Here is a 24351-nt window from a genome sequence, read left to right as displayed (position 1 = left end):
AAGCCCTCACATTAGAGGGCTCCTAAAGTAATCCGTTAAACGAGCTTACTCGTTAGACACTTTTTTGTGACCTTCTTGCAGGTGAACGAAATCCACTAAGTCGTCGCCAGATACTTGGTATGCCTGACCGAAACCTTTTACGAACAGGCCATTCTCTGCTTTAAGGTTGAATAGAGAAAAATCTTGAAGTTGGCTTAAACCATCAATGATCTCGCCGAAACGCTCTTGCATCTGGCCGATCACTTGAGTCCAAAGCTCCGTTTCACGCTCTACAACACTTGCCTGAGCATCAAACGTTAAACGCTTACGTGCATAAAGCTGCTTCGAGCTCTCTTCGTCTTCAATCATCATCAAAGAGACTTGAGGGTTTGCTTTCAAGTTACGAGCATGACGAGCAATATCAGAAATTAGAACAAAATAACCTTCTTGGTTCTGAACGAAAGGGGCGTAACTTACGTTCGGGCGACCTTCTTCATCAACCGTTGCAAGTTGAAGGGTACGGCGCTCTTGGCGAAACTCTTTGATTTCTGGACCTAGGCGACCTTGTAGGCGTTCTTGTTTTACTTGTTGTTCCATCGATAATTCCTTTCTTCACTTTCTCTTATTTATTATTTTTACCCGAGGTTGAGCGTTCATTAGTAAACTAAGTGGACCTCGAGCATTCATATTTTCTTTAAGCTAGCTGGCAATCTTATTTAAGCTTGATGTTGACTGTACTTAAGCTCGTTCTTTTAGTGCTTTGAAGCGTTCAACTTGGTCGACAATCAGCTCTCGCTTTTCATTGCGACCTAGGTAAATCTTAAAGATGTTCTCGCCTGTTTCACTGAAGAAACCGAAGTAATGACTTTCACGCCCCATGAACGCCTTGCTCACCAAACCAATATGTTTGATGTTATCCAGTTTTAAGTGGCCATGCAGCTCGCCTTCTTTACCCATCAGATTGTAGTAACCACGCGCTACTTTGCCTTTAGGGAACGGCGCCTTTACTTCGAAGATTGAGCCAAATGAATGGATAATTGTGGTCACTGGGCCCCAACCAACCAAACCTTCTAGAATATCTTGAGCACGGCTGCCATCTAACATCACCGCCATGTCTCCAGGAAAAGCAGCGACAACTTCAACCTCTGAAACACCTAGCTTCTCAGCAATCGCTGTAGGAAGCAGTTTTGATTCTTCTTCTAGAATGCGTGCGACACGTTGTTCTAAAGTTTCTGTCATTGCGAATGTTGTATCTGTCATTGAATAAGTTTCCGTATAAACGAGTGATTTACGTAAGTTATAAACTAAAAATTCGAGATTAAGCGTGCTTCAAACTTGCATGCGGGTGAGCACCCAAGCCAGAGGCAGTTGGTGCTGGGTGCAAGGTCTGATACTCAGTGTTAAGCACTTGAATCACACTCTGTGCAAGACTTACCGCCCAGAAGCTGCCAGCTATAGTCAGGCTCAGGTAATCTTCCGAAAGATCAACTAGGCCATTCTTTTCCCAATGTGAAAACAGAGGCTTCAGGTAGTCAAACGTGTCTTGCCCCATAAAACTCGGCAACGTACTTCTTCTTACAACACCAGAATCAAAACCGGCTTTCAATGAAGAGAAGATTGGCTCTAGTGAGCTTTGCTTGGTCATCATGGCTATTGGCAATTGACCTTGCTTTATAGACTCCATGTAGCTGTCTAAAGTTCGATGTTGCATCACACCATGACCACCGATGTTGCCACCAGCGCCACAACCAATGGGTAGAACTTCGGCATAAGTTTTCGCTAAGCTGTTGTAAATGCTGCGTTCGCGGTTATCACGAGTCCAGTGATTCACGCTCAGTTGCTTAACCTTGTGCTTTGCCATGAACTCAACGCCCGCCAAGTACATACTCGCCTTATCTGGCGTATTAGCAGGTGGTGGGATTTTTCCTTTCTCAACAAGATTAAGCATAGGCGCGTTGCCCGAAACAATCAGTTGGTAGAGGTCAATACCGTGTGCGCCAGTCGACATGTAGTCTTCTAAATCTTGTTGAAATACTTCCATAGACTGGTGTGGCAACCCGTATAGCAAATCAAGAACGATAGGCGCTTGTTCAGTGCGACTCAGTGAACTGATACGTTCCAACACAACTTCTCGGTCATCCAAGCGCTTAGCACTGCGTCGAACTTGAGTATTGAAACTTTGAATCCCGAATGAGAAACGATTGAAGCCACCTTCCAGCGAACGAGCAAACATCTCGTCGCCAAATCGATTAATCCGCCCTTCTAAGGTCATTTCCACATCGTTCGCTAATGGGAAGTGTTGACGAATAGCCTTACCTAACAGCTCAACTTGTAGAGGAGATAAATCGGTGGGTGTTCCACCACCAATATAGACGGCGTGAAATAGTCCAGACTGAGCCCAAGAGGTTTTGGCTTTTTGCATTAGCTCAACCATCAGTGCATCAAAATACTCATCCACTAATTTACGGCTTGCGGCATTTTGGAAGAAATTGCAGAACGTACAACGCACGCGACAAAAAGGAATATGGATATACAAACAACGTTTATCCTGTTTCTTTCCTTCACTCAGCATCAATTCATCAAAGATTTCCAATTTCTTGCTCGGGTCGACCGGGATTGAGCTTCCCCCAGCATGTGCAGATTGCTTTTTGGCAAATGCAAAACGAAGTGGGTCTGGGCTAGAAATGCCCAGAATTGATTCATCAAACTTATGTATATCAACGCTCATATAATCTCTCTAAACACTTATATAGCAAAGCCTGGAAGACTGTTTGCTAAAACTGAGAGAATCATAAATAGACGCAAATGATAATGCAATTGATAATTGATCTTATTTAGATTCTAAGCAATAATCCGATACATATTTTAGATTTGGTGAAGGATTGAATGTGAACGTACCTAGATATGTTATTGCAGGCGGTGCATCGTTAGTGATTCATGCGGCGATGTTATTTGTCGCTCAAGAATCCAAAGTCTTTGCAATGCCTGCAGGTAGCCAATCGAACACGGTATCGATCAACTTCACTCCAAAGAGCGCTCCCTCACAAGATCAGAAAAAAACCGTTACAGAGCCAGTTGAGCCTGAGCCAATCAAGGAAACGGTCTCACACCCAGAACCTAAACCTGTCGAACCGAAAGCAGTAGAGCCAAAGCAAGCTAAACCTGCACCAAAGAAAAAAGCGATCACCAATAAACCTCAGCCCAAGAAAGTAGAGAAAAAGGTTGTGGAGAAGACAGCCGAGAAAAAGCCGATTCAAAAAAAACCGGTGACTCAACCAGAAAAGCTGGCCGACAAAAAAGTCGATAAAAATATGGACGAGTCCGCCAACCAACCTCGACAAGTTAATCAAGGCGTATCTAACCAAGAGCCGGTGTTAATCACTAGGCCCTCTTTTTCAGCTCGTCCAACACCACCAAGCTACCCACGCCAAGCAAGGCGCCGAGGCGTTGAAGGTGTCGCAACTTATGAGATCTGGTTAGATGCTGAAGGAAAACAAATTAAACAGGCATTAGTCAACTCATCAGGCGCACTAATGCTCGACAACGCTGCCTTGAAAGCCATTAAGAAATGGAAGTTCTCACCTCATACTGTAAATGGTCGAGCAATTGCTCACCGTGTGCAAATACCTGTTCGTTTTAAGTTGGATTAACCATGCAACAAATCAGTTACTTACAAGATCAACTTGGCCTAATGACATGGCCTCTTCTAATCTGTTCAGCATTAACAGCAATGATCATCGCAGAGCGTATCTTCCAAGTCATGCTAAGCATTGGGGTTGGCAAACGCGCTATTCGTCATGAACTCAATCAGATTTCACCAACCAATAGCAAAGAAATCGAAGCATTAGCACAATCTATTTCTGGTAAACGACCTCTGCTGTACAAGGGCGTGTCGATGCTGCTTGCTCACCACTCTTTCTCAAAAGGTTTACGTGAAGATGCAGCAGGGATTTGGCTACAAGAGAAACGCCACCAGCTTCATGCTGGTTTAAGACTGCTTGGCTTGATCGGCGTCATCAGTCCGCTAATTGGCCTGCTTGGCACAGTACTTGGGCTTATTGAGATGTTTAAAGGCGTTGCCGCTACAACAGGCAGCATCACACCTAATGATTTGGCAGACGGCCTTGGATTAGCAATGAGAACCACTGCTGCGGGTTTGATGATTGCGCTTCCTGCGATTTCAGGAGCACAACTACTCGGGCTATGGGCCGATCGAGTGCTAGCTCAGTTAGAACACACTCTGAATTATGTGAATGTTTGGCTAGAAGGCATGTCAATTCAAACCAGTCAGTCTGGCGACACTCAAGCTACTCCTGTCAGCAAAGCCTCTATCGGTGATGTGAGCCAAGCATGATTAAAACGCCACACTCATCTCAAACACAGAGCTTAGTTCCGGATTTAACACCCTTACTGGACATTATATTTATCGTGATGGTTTTCCTTTTGCTGACAGCATCAGTGAAGTTGGAGTCATTAGAAGTGGAGCTTCCGAGTTCTGATATTAAAAACGTTTCTGAAGTTCATAAAGATTCAATTAGCGTCAATATCTTAGATCACGAACCTTACTGGGCGATCAACGGCCAAGAGTACATCGACTGGGAAAATTTTAAGATCGCACTGTTAGAAGAAACGGGCACATCGGATAAGAAGCCAATCATCATTGGCGCCGATAAAGCAGCTAACGTAGAGAACTTAGTGAAGTTGTTGTCGTTCTTACAAGAAAACGGCATTCCAGCAACCCAACTACTCACGGAGGAAGGCTAGAACGACTCTTAAATTTTCATGAGACCTAGCACCTTTTATGAGATTGGACTCTTGATTGATAAGACCAAATAACCAAAGCCAGCTCTCTATCAATTCAAACTCAACATGCGGACAGGCTGTTCACAAAGCATCTTCGCGATTACGTTCCATCAAAAGAAAGTACAAATAAATTATTATGAAAGACTTAAAAGTGCTCAATAAATTAAAGAACAACAAACATTTACTCGCAATAGCGGCGATGGGGTTGGTACTTGCTGCGCCTATCGCCAACGCTGACGACGTAAAACAACTTAGAATCATCAGTGCTGGCAGTGCCGTTACCGAATTAGTTCTTGCTCTGGGTGCTGAAGAGCAGTTGATTGCAATTGATGTGACCAGTCGCTTACCTCAATCAAAAAAGCTGCCAAAGATTGGTTATCACAGAAACCTTTCTGCAGAAGGATTGATTGCCTTATCGCCAACCACACTGATTGGCTCAGATGAGATGGGGCCAGACAATGCCATTTCTCAATTAAAATCTGTGGGTATCGATGTCGAGATCGTTAACACCGAAGCAAACGTTGAAGGGCTACTAAAGCGAATCGACCAAATAGCTAAGATAACGCATACCGAAGATCACTCACAGCAAGTGAAAGCCGAAGTGAATCAAAAAATCGCAGCACTGAAAGCGAATCAAGTACCAAACAACGAAGCGAAGAAAGTTCTGTTCCTATTACTGCATGAAGGCCGTCCTGCAAATGTTGCTGGCGGTGAAACATCACCCAACGCGATCATTGAACTGGCTGGCGGTGTTAACCCTGCGGCTCAAAGCCTAACGTCATACAAGCCATTATCGATGGAATCACTGGTAGAAATGCAACCAGATGTGATTTTAGTCAGTGGCCGTAGCTACCAGAAAATGGGCGGCGCTGATGCCATTCTTAAATCGTTACCTATGCTAGCGGCAACGCCAGCAGGCATGAACAAGCAAATCATTACCGTAAAGGGCAGCGCTCTAGTTGGAGGGCTTGGTCTTGAAAGCCTTTCTGAAGCGAAGCGATTAAACGCACTTATCTACCCGTTATAGCTTATCTACCCGCTATAGCTTATCTACCCGCTATAGCTCAACCACCCTATTTTTACTGTTGCTTGCTCAATGCTCATCACCGCCTCGCTTTTCGCAGAGTCGTGATGAGCATTGAAGCGGATGATAGACATTGAGGCCCCTTATGTTGCTACGATCCGTCCCACTGAAAACATCGATGTTAGGCCTAGGTGCAACCCTAGTCTTCGTTGCACTGTTCTCCATTACTGTAGGGCCAATGAACATTAGTTTAGCTGACAGCGCAGCCAGCCTATTCCAACCCAGCAATGACTTAGCTCCCCACATCAATTTAGTGATTCAAGAGATCCGTTTACCGAGAACCATCTTATGTATGCTAATAGGCGCGATTCTCGCATTATGTGGTGCCGTCATGCAGGGGCTGTTTCGAAACCCGCTTGCGGAACCTGGGGTCATAGGCGTCTCTGCCGGAGCTGCATTAGGCGCGGCGTTGGCTATTGTTCTTTTCTCTGAACTTTCATTGCAATACCCTGCTTTCATGAACTTTGCGGCCGTACCTGTATTTGCCTTTTTAGGTGGCGCTTTAACCACCCTGCTAGTTTATAAGCTAGGTACGGGAAAATTCGGTACCTCGGTGACCATCATGTTATTAGCGGGTGTTGCGATCAGTGCATTGTCAGGCGCAGGTATTGGCTTCTTGAATTTCATTGCTGATGACCAAATGCTGCGTGATCTTTCGTTGTGGTCGATGGGGTCTTTGGCGGGGGCTAAGTGGTCCGGCATTTTACTTGCTGCTGTCACGCTCGTTGGGTTGTTTGTTGTTTTCTACCGCCAAGCAATGTCACTGAATGCTCTATTACTGGGCGAGTCAGAAGCGCAACACCTTGGCATCCCAGTACAGAAACTCAAGCGAAAGCTCATTCTACTGACTGCCGCAGGCGTTGGTATCACGGTTAGCTTGTCTGGCATGATTGGCTTCATCGGACTGGTTATTCCTCATTTAGGCCGCATGTTAGCGGGCCCAGATCATCGAGTCCTACTCCCATTGTCTGCGGTATTAGGCGCGTTACTATTAACAGCTGCAGACATGTTCTCTCGCGTGGCACTGGCACCAGCTGAGTTGCCAGTTGGCATTGTCACTGCAATCATCGGTGCTCCATTTTTCTTGTATCTACTATTTCAACAGAAAGGGAGAATCCTTTAATGTTTCCTGCAGCGTTAAAAGCAACCGACATCGAAGTGAAGTTTGGCAACAAAGTGATTTTAGACCGCGTTTCTATTGAGATTGAAGCAGGAAAGGTAACCACACTACTTGGACCAAACGGCGCAGGAAAAAGTACGCTGCTGAAAGCTTTATGTCAGGAGATATCGAGCACTGGTGATATTCAGTATTTTGGACACACCAAAGATAAGTGGCCTTCGCAGAAGTTGGCGAAACATTTAGCGATGCTTCCTCAACACAGTACCTTGACCTTCCCCTTTCTGGCACATGAAGTTGTTGAGCTTGGTGGTATCCCGTTGCAAGAGTCCAACAAGAAGCTCACTAGCATAGCTAGCCAGAAAATGGATGTTGCCGATGTGTCTCACCTAAGTAAAAGACTCTACCCTTCTCTATCTGGCGGTGAAAAACAGCGTGTTCACTTGGCTCGAGTACTAACCCAACTTCACTATTCTGGTGACCAATGTATCTTGATGCTTGATGAACCCACATCAGCACTGGATCTTGCCCATCAGCACAACACGTTAAAGATCGCGAGAGAGTTAGCCGACAACCACAACGCAGCGGTTATCGTAGTTTTGCATGACTTAAACCTAGCCGCTCAATACTCAGATCGATTGGTAGTTTTGAAAGAGGGAAACTTAGTTTGCGATGGCAGCCCTTGGGAAGCACTTAAGCCTTCGATGATTGAAGATGTGTACGGCTACACAAGTATTGTCGAAAAGCACCCAACCATGAACTTCCCCCAGGTTCATCCCGCACAATAAGTTCGATTAAGAACAGGTTCGTTTTGAGTATTCGCTTTCTCTAACAACCACACCATTCACCGCCTCGATTTCTTCGAGGCTTTTTATTGTCTCACAGTCCCTCTCTCGCCTTAAAATCAATTTTATTAGTTACCATGGCAATACCCCTTAAAACGGCTCACCTTGAGCGTTTGAGGCTCTAGAAATAAACACCATCAGTTAATGTTAGTAAGCTTTTAGTTACTCAGAAAGATGTAGGCGAAACCCTAAACATCTAAAAAGAAAAGAAATAACTTTATTCGGCACAAAGACAGCATAACGACAACGGTGTGAAAGCTAGAGAAAAAAGGAAGAAAAGTGAAACTACAGGTACAAAAAAAGCCCCCTCAGGAGCTTTTTTATTGCGTGTTGATTATTGGCTCATATGAATCAATGATTTACCAATCAACCACTCTAATTCTTTACCACTAGCATCACCAAACTGAGTTTCAGTTAGCTTGTACAAGCGGTCGATACCGTTTGCCGCGAACTCATGTGCATTCTCAGCAGTAACGATATGATGGAAAAGTAAACGTAAGATCGCTAGGAACTCAGCATCTTCAAGTGCAGCAACCCAGCTAGCCGAAAATGCATCAAGGCCATTTTCAAAGTCAATGTGTTCCATGAACATCTTGAAAATACGACCGTCTAGAGCAGCAGTAAAATCCGTTTTCTTTGGAAAGTGATGACTTATACCTGTACGAGAAACGCCTGTTTGTTGACTCAACGTCGTGTATGACATTTTGTCGTAACCCAATCTCAATAACTGGTCTACAACGGCATCCATGATCTTCTGGATCGTGATTTCTGTATCTTCTTTACTACGCTTTGGCATATTCAGGTTCTTCTCTTTGTAAATCCATCTAACTCAACCGAATGAAGTCAGAATGAAAATCGTTATCAGCATTATGTGAGCAAGGTATTTTTTCGCAAGTATTTCCATTAAATACCCACAAATACTTTGTACGAACAATTTTACAGTGTTGCCTCTTTGGGCACTTTGTTTAATTATTCTTCGAAAATCACCTTACAATCCTAAGTCGATAAGTTTAAATAACTACTTAGAATATGAAATACCCAACGAAAAATTCATTGTATAAATAACTGTCAAGCGATAGATACTCTTATAAAATCAATCCTGGCGCAACTAAGTGAATGATATTCTGACAAATAAATAACGTACCTCTTCAGGAAAACGTGATATTAATCACATACATATTTATCGTCGCGAATATACATATTCATTAAATATCCTATCAAACAGCATAGCATACTAGTAAAAATTAGTTCAAAGATTTTGATTTTTGTAGATACAGTTCAAATTGCTCGCTAGAATAACCGCAGACTTTGTAAGAGGATTATTTATGAGCCAAGATATTGGTAACAATGATGTATGTGAGGCTTGCGGCTGCGCAGGTGAAATCGGGTTTATCATTAAAGAAGGCGACGATGTTGCCGAAGTAACGGTTTACGGTAACTCTAAAGCACTCATTGAAACTGAGTTTGCTAAGTACGTTGAGCTTGCTAAACAAGTGTCTAGCAACGTTGAGTTTGAAGCATCAGAACTGACAGAAGAAAGCACAGAATTAAATGCTCGCTTTAAGTTTGAAGTCAGCGCTGAGAAGATTATTTTCGAACTTAAGACTCGCTCTCTAGCTCGTTAATATAAGCACCAACACTCATACCAATGAAAGACGAGTTTATTTCTCGTCTTTTTTTATAATCTCAATCCAGCCTAGAGCACCATTGGTCTCAAAATCATTTTCGGCAGCACATCGAATCAACACTCCTGAAACTTCAACGACCGCACCTAGGCTATAGGCCTTATCATCATAATAACAAACTCGTTGCTGTGAACCACTCTGAGTGACGACGACTGCAGCCTTAGCGGGCGTTGATATTATTTTATTAGCATTCGCTGATACTGAACAAAATACAGAAGTTACAATCACAAAGCCTTTTAGAATTTGACGCTTTATTTCAATCACAGATTCGCCTTTCATTGTGTTCTATTCTTTTTTACCGACCAACAAATGAGTAAAACACTATGCGAGAATAATTTTTTCATTATAGTGTTAACGTCTATCGTAATAAGAAGCTTGTTATGCTCCGAATAATTGTACTTATTATTGGTTCTTTAACCATAACAAATGTGACTGCAGAACCACTCGATCAGTATCAAATATTGAACCATCTGGATAATTACGGAAACTTATATTTACGAAATAAGCCCTATACATCGCTACCGACAGGATTGGTCGTCGATGGCAATTTAAATATAGAAAACACCGCAATCACTCGCCTTCCGAAAGGGTTAGAAGTTAACGGAAGCCTTAAAGGCGGTAACAGCCTACTAGCCAGAGTTCCATCGGGCGTAAAAATAAAAGGCTACGCCGACTTGATAGGAAGTAAGATTACCCGTTGGCCAAAAGGTGTGAGAGTGGGTGGATTCATCAACCTCACAGATACCCCCCTAATACGGCTTCCCAACGGCTTTAGAGTGAAAGGAGACCTAAGCGTGATCCGTACTCCTTTAACCGAGCTGCCAAACGGGATAGTGGTTGATGGCGATTTATATATTGGCGGATCTGCAATTACTGCATTCCCCGATACCATGACGGTCAAAGGCAATATCTATCTAGGTGGTAACACGATTACCACGTGGCCAACCAATTTAGATCTTGGTGGCGCGGTTGCTCGCTAATCTTCATTTCGATTAATTGATTATTTGGTTGATTGTTTTTTTAGCTTTGGCTTTGGCTTTGGCTTTTAGAGAAAAACACAGGCACGCCGATACAAAAAAGGAGCCTAAGGCTCCTTTTTCAATTCAATCAACGAACTTGTTTGCTAACGCTCGTTAACCAATATTCTTCACTGGGTTCGCATAGCTATCGATCAAGTACTGGCGAGCACCTTGTGGCAAACTCGATAGTTTATCTTCAAACTCTTGCTTCACCGCAGCGGTAATCGACTCGTCTTCTTTTTCTGCAGCCAATAAGTTCACAGGAAATAGTTTGTAGTTGTCGTGGATCTGGCGGTCAATCTCTTGAGCAAGTGCTTCAGGTGTATCGAAATCTTGGTCAATAACCTGACCAAAACCAACATGAACACGCCCTTTATTACCGATGATGCCTTGAATGATACTTTCGATATCTTCAAACTCACCCTTTTCGTAACTGCCGTTTACGTCTTTTTCAAAAAGCTCTATTGCTTTCGCTGTGTCACATGGATCGTTTTCGTATGAAATAGCCACAGGAACGATCTTCAATGATTTCACGTACTCAGGAAATACGATTTTTTGCTTACGCCCTTCAACATGGAACATCTTCAGAATTGCTGGCTCTGTGAAGTCATTGCCGTCTTTTGCACGACCTTCTTTCTGAGCGATCCAAATAGAGTTACCTGTTTCTAGAGAGTGCTTAATATACGAAGACAATTGTCCAAGCGCTTTCATCATTTCACGTGGCCCTTTTAGAGAACGCTTTACGATGAAGCTTTTGTTCAGACGCATCAATTCAGTCGCACATGGCTTCTTTAGTAGGTTATCACCAATGGCAATACGGCAAGTTTGATGATTTTTCAGATGCAAAGCGTAATTAACTAACGCTGGATCCATAGCAATGTCACGATGGTTTGATACAAACAGGTACGCTTGGTTCGCATCCAGTGACTCTAAACCCGTGTATGTCACCCCTTTGGTGGTTTTAGCGAGCGTATCGCGTAAGTACTTTTTCACTTCGATCTGAATGGATTCAACGCTAGTCAGCTTGCTCCATTTCATTTTCAAGTACACTCGCAAGATCGGGCTCATTAACGCTTTGAACCAAGACGCATGGTTTGAAAAACGATAGTGCAAGATCGCACTGATAAATTCTTCATCATTAATAAGACGGTTTAGTGCCGCTGGAATTTCATCATCGCCGTAAGGACGAATATCAACATATGGATCGGTTGGAGAGGTCATTTTTTCATTCATATAATAAAAAGCTGGCTCATTCTACGCGTTGTTTTGACTTATCGCAGCTACAGAGCCCATACTTTTGACAAGGTCAGACCAGAAACATCGAAAATGCCCTGTTATTATTGGCATTCTTTAAGATTAACGGTAATCTTGACGCCCCAAGACTAAGGTACTATCTATGAACTTCGCTATTGAATATACATCGGCTTACTTTTCACACCTGGTGATTACACCACGCAAAAAAGTACTTAAGCATAGCCTTGTATCGGTTCAAAGTGGTTTGGTTTTGATTAAGCTGGGCAAACAAGAGTATGCCGTCGAGCCAGGTCAGAGCGTCTGGGTTCCATATGACTGCCTAACATCACTGACCTACTTTCCAAACACACAGGTCAATCGTGTCGACTTTTCTGTGCGCTTGACGGATTCATTCCCAAGACAAGCGGGATACGTCACGCAAACGAACCTCTCTTCTGCGTTGCTAGAAAAGCTAGAACTTACTAAGTCTCGTAGTGTAAAAACGAATAATACTGAGCAAGCGTTTAAAGATATGCTTTCTGTATTGAAGCAAGAGGTGTTGGCGTTTAAGCCACTGCTTTGTGAAAGTGCTCTGTCTCAGCGATTCAATCAATGGAATGTTGATGACTCGAACTTACCGCAAGAGCACACATTGGTGATGGTAATGCGCGAGGCGAAGAAACGCATGCAATCAGGTCAGAAACGTACTCTTGTGATTGATGACCTGTTCTCAGGTAAAGAAGAAGAGTTCGAGCAACTGTGCATGCTCGTGTTTGGTGAAGATTTATAACCTGGCGATCGGTGACATTAAAAGCAACAGACTAGATACTAAAAAGCCGCAAAAACTCAGTTTTTGCGGCTTTTTTAATTCTTAGCACTTAGACAGAAAAGAATGAACTACCTGTCTAGAATGGCAGCTCAACCTGCATCATTAAGTCTGCATCACTAGAGTCATGCCAACGGTAATCAAAACGCATACGCGGCTGCCCTTCAACTTTATCACCAAAACCGATGCTCAGCTGAAGACCATGGTTCATCAACCACTCTTCTGTCGACATATTATACTGTTCATCTTCCAGCTCTTCTGGAAACCACATACCGAGACCAACATAGTTAGACTCAAGGCTCTGAGTTAACAAAGGCGCATCTTTGCTTTGAATAACCCAATCAGACCAGTAATCAGGCTTAGTTTGAGGTTCTGGTTCGCTTAACCCACTAAGCTCCAACATACTTTGGCCGAAAGCTTCAAGGCTCGTAGAAAAGTCTAAACAGCTATTTTCGTCATCAGAAGTCAGCATTACCGAATCTAGGCTAAAAAAATCACACTCAGCATATGCAGGTAAACTGCATGCTGCAATGATCATCGTCGCTGGTATCGCGCGCTTTAGCATAGTCATCAGACCTCTTGAGTGAGTGAATCTACATTATTGTATACAGTCCACTATCTTGCAATATCTTTGTAACTGACTTTGTACTCAGTTTTGCAACATCGCTTCCACTTATCAGCGCATTGCGGATATCAGTACTACGAATTTTCACTTTTTCAGGGCAAGCCATTACAGACCACTGCTCAGTAATCTCATCTGATTTATAAAAAGATGAGAACTTAAAGAAGTTGTCAGGACCTATAACGAACGTGAGTTCCGCATCACGATGTAACTTCTGAAGTGCGCTGAGCACCGCATAAGTCGTTACGCTTTCACCTGGAGTAAATAGGCTCTTTTCGACCAAAGAAAGCTCCACTTGCTCCAATGAAAGATCGCTAATAAATGCGTTAACTAACTGACATCTCGTATCAAAGTCTAGCATCTCTTTTCCCCAAGCATGGGCAATACTTGGAACGAGCAGGATTTTGTCAAAGTGAGCCAATGAATCAATCACACTTTTATGCCCTAAACTCGGTGGATTAAACGCACTACCGAAAATGGCTATTTTTTCCATTACTTATTACTGCCTTCTCTTTCTAAGCTTGTGCAAAGAGGTTTTTAAATCGGATGATTTAGGTATGATAACACTAGATTTTTAATTTGCTTGCAGGAAAGGAATACGAATGGAACAGTTAATTCGTGACGAAATGCGCGTACTACCTTCAATTGACCCTCACTTCGAAGTGACTCGTCGTGTGGAGTTTATCAAAACGAAACTTCAACAGTCAGGATGCAAATCACTGATCCTTGGTATCAGTGGTGGTGTCGACTCAACAACCTGTGGCCGCTTGGCACAGATGACCGTTGATAGCCTAAATGAAAGCGCTGGTAGCGACGAGTACCAATTCATCGCGGTTCGTCTACCTTACGGTGAACAAAAAGATGAAGACGAAGCACAGCTTGCTCTCTCTTTCATTCAGCCTTCTCAATCTGTTTCTGTCAACATTAAAGCGGGTGTTGACGGGCTTCACGCAGCCTCTCACGTTGCTCTTGAAGGCACAGGTCTACTACCAACAGATTCAGCAAAAATCGACTTTGTGAAAGGCAACGTGAAAGCTCGTGCTCGCATGATCGCACAATACGAAATTGCTGGTTACGTTGGCGGTCTGGTGATTGGTACTGACCACTCAGCGGAAAACATCACTGGTTTCTACACTAAGCACGGTGACGGCGCATGTGATTTAGCACCACTATTTGGTTTGAACAAACGCCAAGTTCGTGAGCTTGCAGCAACGTTGGGCGCTCCAGAGCAACTTGTTAAGAAAGTACCCACTGCTGATCTAGAAGAGCTTGATCCACAGAAAGCCGATGAAGCAGCATTGAACCTTTCTTACGATCAAATCGATGATTTCCTTGAAGGTAAAACAGTACCTCAAGACGTATCCGATCGCTTAGTTGGCATCTACAAAGCAACACAGCACAAGCGTCAACCAATCCCAACGATCTACGATTAATCTTTGAATTAGCTCAGAATCAAAAAGGCCGGAAGCTCATTTACGAACTTCCGGCCTTTTCTATTTAGTGTTCTTTAATGCGTTTTTCGTAATGATCTAACGAGTCGTTAATCTACAACTTCGATATCGGTTTGAGGCACGCTACAACACGCCAAGATCTGCCCCATATTACGTTCATGATCTTGCAATGCAGGGACATCCGGTTGATGAACTTGTCCGGACTCAAGCGTCACTTTACAAGCACCGCAGAAACCCGCACGACAACTTGAAGCAATAGACACCCCCGCCGACTCCGCTTGCTCTAGCAAGGTTGATTGATTATTACCTTCGAACAGGTAGCCGTTCACACTTAACTGTAGCTGCTTCACCGCTTCCTCGGTCGATTGAGCCACACCAAACGCTTCTTGATGGTAATGCTGAGGGTTGAGCCCCATTTGAATCAGCAGTTTCTTTGCATTATCCATAAAGCCGTCAGGGCCACACACGAACGCTTGGCGCTTGTGTAACTCTTCAATTTTAGCGATATGCGACACGCTCAAACGGCCAGATAAACCATCCCACTCTTTGGTTGGTTGGCTTAATGAATAAATAACACGAAGACCCGCGTGCTCACTGGCGATCTTATCAATCTCAGCTTGGTAAGGGATGTCTTCTTCGCTGCTGCATTGATGATAGAAAACCACATCATCAATTTGGCCATGATCGGCCAAATAACGAAGCATCGACAACATTGGCGTAATGCCGCTGCCTGCAGACAAAAGCAGTAACGGGTGAGTTGGATTCGCTTCTAAGTAGAACGCACCATCTGGATTTTGAGCAACCAAAGTATCACCCACTTGAAAGTGATCATTTAACCAGTTAGAGATTTGGCCATCGTCCACTCGCTTCACTGAAATCGCTAAACGACCCGCTCGTGAAGGGCTAGAAGATAACGTGTAACGACGAGAAACCTTCTCGCCATTAATCACCATCTCAATCGGCAGATGTTGCCCAGGCTGATAACTTGGTAGTGAGTGGTTCTCTTTGGCAGGCTCTAACCAAAAGGTCGTAAAGTCACGAGCGATCTCTTCACGCTCAACACATGTTAAATGTAACGACTCAACCCAAGTGTCTTCATAGTGTTCTTTCTCTTTGGTTTCGAGTACTTCAACCACATCACCCGCTTTAACCAAACCTTCATTTTTAGCCACAAGATTCTGACCAAAGAAAACGCCACCACGCTCGTTAGCTCTGAATGTAGAGAAGGTATTAAGAGGCTCTTTTGTTGCTCTAAATTCGCCACGCTCAACATCAACTGTCGTTAGGATACAACGCTCACAAGGCTTCACCGCTTCGAACTCAACCTCACCGATACGGATACGCTTCCAACCATCTTCAGCAAAGGCTTCGGTATTCGAAACAACAAAGTTGGTGCGGAACTGATCCATCGAGTGAACTTCAGGGCTGCGGCGATTAAGCTCATCTAGAGAGGCTTGGCTGATCACTAACATTGGATAGCCGTCAGCGAAACTGACATTATGGCCAAGCTTTTCACGAACACGATTCGATTGCTCGCCAGAAAACAGTAGCTCAACGCGCACGCCCAACACATCACTGAACCAATCATCGGCTTCATCACATGTCGTGTATGCCGTGAAGCTGTCTTTCCACACCGTTGCTGGCGCTTCTTGCATCTTGAAATTTGCATACTTTAGACGCAAAGGCTCTTTGCCTTCATAAGTGAAGATCAAACCGTCAGGCTGCAAGCTTGAAGATACCTTGACCATTTTAGGGTACTTACGCGCCGTCACCATTGAGCCGTCAGCCAACGCCAACATAAAACGTCTGTCGAAGGTAAGGCCCTGTTTTTCGACCCAAGCAGAAGAGAGTGCAATCCCACCTACTGATTTAACCGGAAACACATTGATTTGAGATAAAGAGAGAGCTTGATCTAAAGGTGACTGCGACATAACGATTCCAATGTTTTGTTGTTTGTCTCAATGCTAACAAATGGTTATAAATAGATAAACTGGCAGGCATTAAACACTTGATACTAAGCTAATATCTTGAAATGTTTAAATCACTGCCTTGTATACATTAAGACAGCAATGCATTAACACTCTCTATACGTTCTATAATATGAACACGGTTATCGCATTGAACTTTCATTGAATAAAAAGGATTTATCATGAACAAACTCGTCATTATCATTTTATGTGTATTGCTTCCGCCCGTTGGTGTGTTCTTCGCTCGCGGTGCAGGTAAAGATTTGCTGATTAACATCGTCCTGACCTTCTTCTTCTGGGTTCCAGGAATGATCCATGGTCTGTGGGTAGCCACCCGCTAACCCTTATTAACAAATAGATACCGAATAAAATATCCATAAAAACAAGCTCCTAACCCTGAAGAGTTAAAAATAGGATGAAATGAAAGTGCTTTTCCACTATCATCCTGTCGCCTAAACGTAAGCGATTGCTTTCACAGATTTCGCTGAGTTTAGGCTCCAACTACATAACACTTCAAATGGTGGGAGCCTTCAATGACACAACTTACGATTACTCGTCCTGACGACTGGCACGTTCATCTACGCGATGGCGAAGTATTAAAAGATACAGTCCGCGATATCAGCCGCTACAATGGTCGAGCGTTAATCATGCCAAACACCATCCCACCGGTAACCGATACCGAAATGGCTCTAGCTTACCGTGAACGCATCATGGCAGAGCAGCCAAGTGAACAGTTCCAGCCTCTAATGGCACTTTACCTAACAGACAACACAACACCTGACGAAATTCGCAAAGCGAAAGAATCTGGCGCTGTTGTAGCGGCGAAGCTATACCCTGCTGGCGCGACGACAAACTCGGATTCAGGCGTAACTTCAGCTCAAAAGATTTACCACGTGTTAGAAGCGATGCAAGAAGTGGGTATGTTGCTGCTTGTACACGGTGAAGTAACGGCTCACGATGTTGATATCTTCGACCGTGAAAAAGAGTTCCTAGACACAGTTCTAGCGCCGATTGTTAATGACTTCCCTAACCTGAAAATCGTTCTAGAGCACATCACGACGGCAGATGCAGCGACTTTCGTTAAGAACGCTAACGAGAACGTAGCGGCAACCATCACAGCTCACCACTTGCTTTACAACCGCAACCACATGCTGGTTGGCGGCATTAAGCCACATTTCTACTGCCTACCTATCCTTAAGCGTAACACACACCAGTTAGCACTTATCGAAGCGGCAACAAGCGGTAGCAAGAAGTTCTTCTTGGGTACCGATTCTGCGCCACACGCTAAAGGTGCTAAAGAGTCAGCATGTGGTTGTGCAGGTTCTTACACAGCGCACGCTGCAGTTGAACTGTACGCTGAAGTGTTCGATTTAGAAGGCAAGATAGAGAACCTAGAAGCGTTCGCGAGCCACAATGGTCCGGATTTCTACGGCATGCCACGTAATGCAGACACCATCACTCTTGTTAAAGAAGAATGGAATGTTGCTGAAACCATGCCTTTCGGTTCAGACATTGTTGTGCCAATCCGTGGCGGCGAGACGATTGCTTGGTCTGTAAAATAAGCGCTTGGGCTGTTAAATAAACGCCCTCCATTTAACGAAAAGGGTCACCATAATAATTATGGTGACCTTTTTTTTCGATGAAAGACTGTCTTATTATAATAAATAATGAACGATTACTTACCGCGCATTTTTCCAATCGCAGTCCAAACAGCAACGACAATCAAGCCAGCTAAAATCCCAATCACACCGTTTAATAACGTCGGTACCACCGCTGTCGCAATCGTATGTCCACTAAAATCCATAATAATCGGTTCAATTAAATGATGAATCGCAGGGACGTTGTGCACCACAATACCGCCACCAACCAAGAACATCGCAGCCGTACCGACCACAGCAAGCATCTTCATCAGCTTTGGTGCAAAGGCGACTAACCCATCACCCAAACGGGTTTTAATGGTACTGCCATTCGACGTGCGCTGGAGATAGAAACCTAAATCATCCAACTTAACGATCCCTGCCACTAAGCCATAAACACCAATCGTCATCACAACGGCTATCAAACTCACGACAAGAATCTGAGTAAGGATACTTGTACCCGTTACGGTACCTAGCGCAATCACAATGATTTCCGCAGATAATATGAAGTCGGTACGAATCGCGCCTGAGACCTTTCTCTTCTCATGTTCCTCTATGGATTCGCCAGTACTCGTATCCTCTTCCTTCTCGTCATGTTGATGAGTATGAGGAAAGAGCTTCTCTAAGATTTTCTCCGCCCCTTCAAAACAAAGAAACAGGCCACCAATCACGAGTAGTGGCATGATCAACCAAGGGATGAACGCACTGATCAATAATGCCGCCGGAACCAAAATCAGCTTATTTTTAAGTGAGCCTTTTGCGACCGCCCATACCACTGGAATTTCTCTTTCAGCAGAAACACCGGATACCTGCTGAGCGTTAAGGGCTAAATCGTCACCCAATACGCCTGCGGTTTTTTTAGCTGCCACCTTAGACATCAGTGCGACATCATCCAACACGGTTGCAATGTCATCTAGCAGTGTTAATAAACTTGCTCCAGCCATTTTATTGTCTCTTTATAAAAGATTGAACCATCGATGAAATGTAACATCATCAATTCACTCATCAAAGTTATGAGTCTGTAAAAAATAAAGTCACAAGTTGTGTTTTCTATTGCTGTCTCTGTTAGACAGGAATAATCTGTCTTAATCTTTCACGAACATAAAAGAAAAAGTATAGATGAAAAGTGAATCTACCTACCCAATTGGTAAGCCAGGACAAAAATGGCAACAAGCAGAACGTGAAGCATGGTTAGCTCAAAGAACGGTTAAGCGTGAATACCAACAAGAAGTTGTGCCAAAGATTAAAGCACTTGCAGACCGTTTTGACATCGAACAATACGGCGCACTGAGCTACGACGAAGCTCGCTTCCCACTTTTCGCAATTAAGAGCAAAAACAGGGACGAGTCAAAGCCGACCATTCTCGTTACAGGTGGCGTTCACGGTTACGAAACCAGTGGTGTGCATGGCGCTATCAAATTTGCAGCGACCCAAGCAGAGAAATACGCAGCGCACTTCAACATTGTAGTAGCACCTTGTGTAAGCCCTTGGGGTTACGAAGTGATCAACCGCTGGAACCCAAATGCTGTTGATCCAAACCGTTCTTTCTATGACGATACGCCAGCAGAAGAATCAGCAAACCTACGAGCTTTAGTGGCCTCTTTGCCAGAAGTATTGGTTCACGTTGACCTGCATGAGACGACAGACTCTGATGAAACTGAATTCCGCCCAGCACTTGCTGCTCGTGATGGCATTGAGTACATCGAAGGTATGATCCCAGATGGTTTCTACACGGTTGGCGATACAGAAAATCCGCAACCAGAATTCCAAGCGGCAGTAATTGCTTCAGTAGAAAAAGTAACGCACATTGCGCCTGCGGATGACGAAGGCAAGATCATTGGTTCAGACGTCACTCAACACGGTGTGATCAACTACCCAATGAAGAAGCTTGGCCTATGTGGCGGCGTGACCGACTGTAAGTACGGAACAACCACAGAGGTTTACCCAGACAGCGACAAAGTGACTGACGAAGAGTGTAATGACGCTCAAGTTGCTGCTGTAGTCGGTGCTTTGGATTACGTAATTCAACATGAATTGAACGCGTAAGCTATTAGCTAAAGCTGCTCCCTAAAACTAAAAAGAGCCACAAGTGACAATCCGCTTGTGGCTCTTTTTTTGTCTTTTCTCTTACCTTTGATTTCTTCTTGGGCATAAAAAAGCTCCCTTGCACACAGCACAAGAGAGCTTTGAAATAACGCTGAATAAGGAGTAATTAGCGAACTATATACTCCCCATACTCGATTACTTTATTTAGCGGTTTCACTAACGTTTTCTTGTCCTTTATCTACTTCAGTCAGTAGACCTTTCAACAAGCTAAAACAGCCAATCAGAAGAATGATCGTAAACGGCAGTGCAGCAATGATCGTGATCGATTGCAGAGCTTGGATAGATTGAGTACCACCAATCCACAGCATTACCATTGCGATAGCACCTGAGATAACCGCCCAAACCACTTTCTGTTTAACAGGAACTTCAAGCTTACCACCCGCTGTCATGCCATCGATAACGATAGAGCCTGAGTCTAGCGTTGTAACGAAGAACACAATGATCAGTGCGACTGCGAGAACTGACAGAATGCTACCGAACGAGTAAGCATCTAGCATGTAGAACAAGCTTAGAGATACGTCTGTAATGCCTTGGTCGAGGCCAAGTTGTCCCACATGGTTAATTACTTGCTCGATAGCCACGCCACCGAAGATCGACATCCAAGCCGACGTTACCAATGTTGGGATAATCAGTACGCAAAGTAGGAACTCACGAACCGTACGGCCCTTAGAAATGCGCGCTACGAACATACCGAAGAATGGTGCATACGCAACCCACCATGCCCAGTAGAACACAGTCCAACCATGCAGCCATGTTGTGTCTTCACGACCCGCACTTTGGCTCAAAGCTACGATGTTTTTCACATAGCCCGTTGCCGCAGTCGCCACAGAATCAAGCACTGTCGTAAAGTTCAATACAGCGATAAGACCAAGGAATACGAACGCTATAACCATGTTCAGGTTACTTAGGAACTTAACACCACCGTCCATGCCACGCATAACAGAGATGATCGCCAAACCCATAATCAAAACGATAATAGATTGCTGAAGGTAGATGTTGTTTTCCAAGCCAAACACGTGGCTAATACCACTTGCTGCTTGCGTACCACCTAGGCCCAATGAAGTCGCAAGGCCAAACAGAGTAACCAGTACCGTTAGTACGTCGATCACATCACCTGTTTTACCCCAAACTCGTTCACCCAGTATTGGGTAAAACACAGAACGCATTGATAGCGGTAAGCCTTTGTTGTAAACAAAGTACGCTAGACAAAGCGCCGTCATGCCATAGATAGCCCATGCATGAAAGCCCCAGTGGAATACGGTTGCACCAAGTGCCAGTTCACGGCCTGCTTCTGTAAAAGGTTCCGCATCTAATGGTGTTCCGAACCAGTTCGTGAAGAACGCGGTTGGCTCAGCAACACCCCAGAAAATAAGCCCGATACCCATACCGGCTGCGAATAACATCGCAATCCAAGATGACATCGAATAGTCCGCCGTCGCATCTTCGCCACCTAGACGAATCTTGCCCAACGGTGAAAATGCTAGAACAACAGCAAACGCTAGCATGATGTTAGCTCCCCACATAAACAGGAAGTCAAACTTTGATAAAACAGCACCCTTAATAGAATCAATAGCAGCTTTAGCGTCTGCTGGAGGAAGAGCAAGAAGAGTGATGATGAAGAGAAGAGATAAGCCTACTGAGGCTATGAAGACGGTGTTGTGGACATCCATGCCCCATTTACTGACGTTATCTTGACCAACTTGATAGTCAGTAGAATCGATACTGTATTTTTTTGATTTAAAACTCATAAATTATGATGTTCACATATCCGAATCAACGAATATAAGGACGCTCTCCATATCCAATTACTACTTGATTGGCTCGCCGCACCACCTAAATAGAGGCGATAAAAATCACAATGGTTGGTGATAAATGGACTTACTGGCTCAATCCCAAGGCGCGCATTATAGCACAGGTCGAAGCATTTTGACTGAGTTTTAGCTCAATAGTTACCCAGACTACCATTGATAGTGATAGTTAACCCAATAAAAGCAGAATAAAACAAACAGAAAAAAACATTAAAATACAACATGTTAAATTAAAATGACGCACCGTAAAATCTCATGCAAACTTTCTACAGATAATATTAACAATAGCCTGATTTATTTATAGCTCTAATAAAAAAGCCCCGCTATAGGGGCGGGGAAATTACCAAAGGTAAAAGAGAAATCAGTATTTAAATGTCAGTGCTATGTCTTGCTACGCTTCTCGCCACAGAACTGCACATTTCAAAGGCAGTACATTAAATCGCGAAGCAAAAGCCTAGGTTGTAATCTTCGCCATTCTTTTCAGTGAACTCTTTATCTTCACTCGAGGCGCTTGGTCGGCCGCTTTCATCACCCTTCACTAAGCTAACCCAGTGGCGAATACCAGAAGAGAGGTTCGCTTCAGTTTGGCCAAACGTGGTGCATGTCTCTAATTGAATGTCTTCGATGTTCACCAACTCTAAATTACCAGTTCCTTTGCGAGCACCTATCGTCACTTCAACATGGGTACCGCTCTCGTCTCGAAATAGAATTGACGATGGTTTAGATTTATCACCCGCATAAGCGACAAAGTGCTTCGCTCTTTTCAAGCCGGTGTGCTCGCCGTTTTTGAAGTAAACCTGAACATGTCGATAATCAATCTCGTAGCTCACTGCATCTTCGTGTGAACCCGCCTCTAAAGGGAATAGAGTATCAAGCAACTGTTTCGCCATTTTTTGTTTTTCGAGTTGCTTGTCTGCTTTCACCATTTCTACGGCAAAGACAGCTTCAGCAATAAATGTTGAATGGTTTCTGTGAAGTTCTGTTTTGTCTAGTGTCAGCATATTCATAATCTTTCCCTCTTACGGCTTTGAATTTCATGTAGGTCAAAAATCCTGATTGACCCTTTTCAAATGTGTTCTTTACTGTGTCGCTTCCATGTATTTCATACTACTTGTATTTTTTAAACAATTTCACAACAAAAATTTCACAGTGTGAATTTTACTAAATTGATTTTTTACACAAACCGGAATTTCCGCCCCCAGCCCTTTATCTAATTGGGCTGAGAGCTCATTAGACACACTTTTACGTGTTGTTTGATTTTGTGTAATAACCGACCCCAACCAATTTATTGTCGATCACTCGATAGTAGGTGTGCTTGGTTTCGACTTTGCTCGACAGGGGATTTAGCCATCGATAGGTGTAAACACCACGGCCATTTTCTTTGGCGAGATTTAACATCTCAGTGAGAATTGGCTTATCGTCAGGGCTTAGAATTTCGTTGTGTGAACGTCCAACAAGCTCAGGGGATACACCATGTGCAAGCAGCTTTCCAGAGCTCATGTCCATCACAAACACATATAAGTCTCCTTCAACAAAGCTACCCTCAGCGTCATTGAACTCAGTCAGGCTCTCTTGTTCTGACTCCACTATCGCTGTCATGGCTCTCGCCAATAGATTCTTTGCCTCAGCAGCACTTGAACGTTCTGGGTAATAACCCACCGCCACGATCACATCGCCCACTCGCTCAAAGAAGGTGGTTTTAGGCTCCCCCATGCGATCAGTTGGGTTGGTCCAGTGATACTTCACTTCACCGAAGCCGTTGTGTACCGCTTTCGTGATCATTTCTCGGAAAAATGGATTACCGTAAACGTCCTGAGTGTCTAAAACACTGTCGCCCACCAACACCATTGAAGAACCGCCACTGGCAAGGAATTGACCATCAATCCCCAAAGCGAATACATACAACTCACCATCTATGTATTCAGCATCGCTCATAAAGTCTTGAACGCTTTCATCGCCTTCTTTTTGTACATGGACAACCGCTTTAGCAAGCAGGGTTTTGGCTCTTCTTTCCGCGTCACTGACCACATGTGGCTCTGAAATATCGAGCACATTGACTGGCTCGTTTTCTTTCGCTGTTTCTGAATGTTCAGCACGCAATCCAATGCCACTGATCACTGCAAATACGGCACAACCAATAAGGATAATTCTTGATATATTCATAGTGAC

The 24351-nt window shown here is 43.9% G+C and carries 26 protein-coding genes; 13 read left to right on the top strand and 13 right to left on the bottom strand.

Annotation, left to right across the window (positions count from 1 at the left end):
- Positions 1 to 45: 45 nt before the first annotated feature.
- The 3 genes from hutZ to hutW all read right to left on the bottom strand — a co-directional run bounded on the left by hutZ (position 46) and on the right by hutW (position 2707).
- Positions 46 to 576 carry a heme utilization protein HutZ gene (gene hutZ, locus AB4513_RS16165; protein WP_004731858.1) on the bottom strand — a complete coding sequence of 177 codons (531 nt, stop codon included), beginning with the start codon at positions 574 to 576 and terminating at the stop codon, positions 46 to 48.
- A 141-nt stretch (positions 577 to 717) separates the two neighbouring features.
- Positions 718 to 1239, bottom strand: coding sequence for a heme utilization cystosolic carrier protein HutX (hutX, locus tag AB4513_RS16160; protein WP_009845730.1), 522 nt, complete (start codon positions 1237 to 1239; stop codon positions 718 to 720).
- A gap of 58 nt (positions 1240 to 1297) precedes the next feature.
- A complete protein-coding gene (gene hutW / locus AB4513_RS16155) occupies positions 1298 to 2707 on the bottom strand; it encodes a heme anaerobic degradation radical SAM methyltransferase ChuW/HutW (protein WP_009845731.1) in 1410 nt (469 codons plus the stop codon).
- Between the two features lie 160 nt (positions 2708 to 2867).
- Between hutW and AB4513_RS16150 the strand changes: the two genes are divergently transcribed.
- The 6 genes from AB4513_RS16150 to AB4513_RS16125 all read left to right on the top strand — a co-directional run bounded on the left by AB4513_RS16150 (position 2868) and on the right by AB4513_RS16125 (position 7771).
- Positions 2868 to 3629: an energy transducer TonB gene (locus AB4513_RS16150; protein WP_009845732.1), complete on the top strand. Its 762-nt coding sequence runs from the start codon at positions 2868 to 2870 to the stop codon at positions 3627 to 3629.
- A gap of 2 nt (positions 3630 to 3631) precedes the next feature.
- Positions 3632 to 4333: a MotA/TolQ/ExbB proton channel family protein gene (locus AB4513_RS16145; protein ID WP_009845733.1), complete on the top strand. Its 702-nt coding sequence runs from the start codon at positions 3632 to 3634 to the stop codon at positions 4331 to 4333.
- Complete coding sequence (locus tag AB4513_RS16140; RefSeq protein ID WP_009845734.1) at positions 4330 to 4743, top strand: biopolymer transporter ExbD; 414 nt, start codon at positions 4330 to 4332, stop codon at positions 4741 to 4743. Before AB4513_RS16145 ends, AB4513_RS16140 begins: the two co-directional genes overlap by 4 nt.
- A gap of 175 nt (positions 4744 to 4918) precedes the next feature.
- A complete protein-coding gene (locus tag AB4513_RS16135) occupies positions 4919 to 5809 on the top strand; it encodes a hemin ABC transporter substrate-binding protein (RefSeq protein ID WP_009845735.1) in 891 nt (296 codons plus the stop codon).
- 142 nt (positions 5810 to 5951) lie between these two features.
- Positions 5952 to 6989 carry an iron ABC transporter permease gene (locus tag AB4513_RS16130; RefSeq protein WP_032555081.1) on the top strand — a complete coding sequence of 346 codons (1038 nt, stop codon included), beginning with the start codon at positions 5952 to 5954 and terminating at the stop codon, positions 6987 to 6989.
- The gene (locus AB4513_RS16125; protein ID WP_009845737.1) at positions 6989 to 7771 is read left to right on the top strand and encodes a heme ABC transporter ATP-binding protein; all 783 of its coding nucleotides are present in this window, start codon (positions 6989 to 6991) and stop codon (positions 7769 to 7771) included. Before AB4513_RS16130 ends, AB4513_RS16125 begins: the two co-directional genes overlap by 1 nt.
- 391 nt (positions 7772 to 8162) lie before the next feature.
- On the opposite strand, the gene AB4513_RS16120 is transcribed toward AB4513_RS16125, so the two are convergent.
- Complete coding sequence (locus AB4513_RS16120) at positions 8163 to 8624, bottom strand: TetR/AcrR family transcriptional regulator (RefSeq protein WP_009845738.1); 462 nt, start codon at positions 8622 to 8624, stop codon at positions 8163 to 8165.
- 529 nt (positions 8625 to 9153) lie between these two features.
- Between AB4513_RS16120 and AB4513_RS16115 the strand changes: the two genes are divergently transcribed.
- The gene (locus tag AB4513_RS16115; RefSeq protein ID WP_009845739.1) at positions 9154 to 9453 is read left to right on the top strand and encodes a YfcZ/YiiS family protein; all 300 of its coding nucleotides are present in this window, start codon (positions 9154 to 9156) and stop codon (positions 9451 to 9453) included.
- A 36-nt stretch (positions 9454 to 9489) separates the two neighbouring features.
- Here the strand turns inward: AB4513_RS16115 and AB4513_RS16110 are convergent, their stop codons facing one another.
- A complete protein-coding gene (locus AB4513_RS16110; RefSeq protein WP_009845740.1) occupies positions 9490 to 9792 on the bottom strand; it encodes a YnjH family protein in 303 nt (100 codons plus the stop codon).
- A 101-nt stretch (positions 9793 to 9893) separates the two neighbouring features.
- Between AB4513_RS16110 and AB4513_RS16105 the strand changes: the two genes are divergently transcribed.
- On the top strand, positions 9894 to 10493 hold the full coding sequence (locus tag AB4513_RS16105; protein ID WP_009845741.1) for a hypothetical protein: 600 nt from the start codon (positions 9894 to 9896) through the stop codon (positions 10491 to 10493).
- A gap of 153 nt (positions 10494 to 10646) precedes the next feature.
- On the opposite strand, the gene AB4513_RS16100 is transcribed toward AB4513_RS16105, so the two are convergent.
- The gene (locus AB4513_RS16100) at positions 10647 to 11753 is read right to left on the bottom strand and encodes a 1-acyl-sn-glycerol-3-phosphate acyltransferase (protein WP_029223825.1); all 1107 of its coding nucleotides are present in this window, start codon (positions 11751 to 11753) and stop codon (positions 10647 to 10649) included.
- Positions 11754 to 11928: 175 nt separating this feature from the next.
- Between AB4513_RS16100 and AB4513_RS16095 the strand changes: the two genes are divergently transcribed.
- Positions 11929 to 12555: a hypothetical protein gene (locus AB4513_RS16095; protein WP_009845743.1), complete on the top strand. Its 627-nt coding sequence runs from the start codon at positions 11929 to 11931 to the stop codon at positions 12553 to 12555.
- A gap of 115 nt (positions 12556 to 12670) precedes the next feature.
- Here the strand turns inward: AB4513_RS16095 and AB4513_RS16090 are convergent, their stop codons facing one another.
- Both AB4513_RS16090 and AB4513_RS16085 read right to left on the bottom strand, forming a co-directional pair.
- The gene (locus AB4513_RS16090; RefSeq protein WP_009845744.1) at positions 12671 to 13162 is read right to left on the bottom strand and encodes a hypothetical protein; all 492 of its coding nucleotides are present in this window, start codon (positions 13160 to 13162) and stop codon (positions 12671 to 12673) included.
- Between the two features lie 22 nt (positions 13163 to 13184).
- The gene (locus tag AB4513_RS16085) at positions 13185 to 13706 is read right to left on the bottom strand and encodes a nicotinate-nicotinamide nucleotide adenylyltransferase (protein ID WP_009845745.1); all 522 of its coding nucleotides are present in this window, start codon (positions 13704 to 13706) and stop codon (positions 13185 to 13187) included.
- A 109-nt stretch (positions 13707 to 13815) separates the two neighbouring features.
- On the opposite strand from AB4513_RS16085, the gene nadE reads away from it, so the two are divergent.
- The gene (gene nadE, locus AB4513_RS16080; protein ID WP_009845746.1) at positions 13816 to 14646 is read left to right on the top strand and encodes an ammonia-dependent NAD(+) synthetase; all 831 of its coding nucleotides are present in this window, start codon (positions 13816 to 13818) and stop codon (positions 14644 to 14646) included.
- 107 nt (positions 14647 to 14753) lie between these two features.
- On the opposite strand, the gene AB4513_RS16075 is transcribed toward nadE, so the two are convergent.
- A complete protein-coding gene (locus AB4513_RS16075; protein WP_009845747.1) occupies positions 14754 to 16595 on the bottom strand; it encodes a hybrid-cluster NAD(P)-dependent oxidoreductase in 1842 nt (613 codons plus the stop codon).
- 218 nt (positions 16596 to 16813) lie between these two features.
- Here AB4513_RS16075 and AB4513_RS16070 point away from each other — a divergent pair, with 218 nt between their 5' ends.
- Together AB4513_RS16070 and pyrC are read left to right on the top strand one after the other, a co-directional pair.
- Positions 16814 to 16972 carry a YqaE/Pmp3 family membrane protein gene (locus AB4513_RS16070; protein WP_008215717.1) on the top strand — a complete coding sequence of 53 codons (159 nt, stop codon included), beginning with the start codon at positions 16814 to 16816 and terminating at the stop codon, positions 16970 to 16972.
- A gap of 192 nt (positions 16973 to 17164) precedes the next feature.
- The gene (pyrC, locus tag AB4513_RS16065) at positions 17165 to 18193 is read left to right on the top strand and encodes a dihydroorotase (protein ID WP_009845762.1); all 1029 of its coding nucleotides are present in this window, start codon (positions 17165 to 17167) and stop codon (positions 18191 to 18193) included.
- 113 nt (positions 18194 to 18306) lie between these two features.
- Here the strand turns inward: pyrC and AB4513_RS16060 are convergent, their stop codons facing one another.
- Entirely contained in the window at positions 18307 to 19212 is a 906-nt protein-coding gene (locus tag AB4513_RS16060) for a DUF808 domain-containing protein (protein WP_102257524.1), read from the bottom strand.
- A gap of 175 nt (positions 19213 to 19387) precedes the next feature.
- On the opposite strand from AB4513_RS16060, the gene AB4513_RS16055 reads away from it, so the two are divergent.
- Complete coding sequence (locus AB4513_RS16055) at positions 19388 to 20314, top strand: M14 family metallocarboxypeptidase (protein ID WP_009845764.1); 927 nt, start codon at positions 19388 to 19390, stop codon at positions 20312 to 20314.
- Between the two features lie 200 nt (positions 20315 to 20514).
- Here AB4513_RS16055 and AB4513_RS16050 read toward each other — a convergent pair whose 3' ends face one another.
- From AB4513_RS16050 to AB4513_RS16040, 3 genes are all read right to left on the bottom strand, one after another.
- Positions 20515 to 22122, bottom strand: a complete 1608-nt coding sequence (locus AB4513_RS16050; protein WP_009845765.1) for a BCCT family transporter — start codon at positions 22120 to 22122, stop codon at positions 20515 to 20517.
- Positions 22123 to 22616: 494 nt separating this feature from the next.
- Positions 22617 to 23189: a malate synthase gene (locus tag AB4513_RS16045; RefSeq protein ID WP_009845766.1), complete on the bottom strand. Its 573-nt coding sequence runs from the start codon at positions 23187 to 23189 to the stop codon at positions 22617 to 22619.
- Between the two features lie 235 nt (positions 23190 to 23424).
- Positions 23425 to 24345 carry a cache domain-containing protein gene (locus AB4513_RS16040; RefSeq protein ID WP_009845767.1) on the bottom strand — a complete coding sequence of 307 codons (921 nt, stop codon included), beginning with the start codon at positions 24343 to 24345 and terminating at the stop codon, positions 23425 to 23427.
- Positions 24346 to 24351: the final 6 nt, after the last annotated feature.

The sequence above is a fragment of the Vibrio sp. 10N.222.54.E6 genome, assembly GCF_041473955.1.
In the GTDB taxonomy this organism is placed as follows: domain Bacteria; phylum Pseudomonadota; class Gammaproteobacteria; order Enterobacterales; family Vibrionaceae; genus Vibrio; species Vibrio tasmaniensis_A.
Note: the sequence above shows the minus strand (reverse complement) of the source record. Positions and strands in the feature narration are given on the sequence as shown.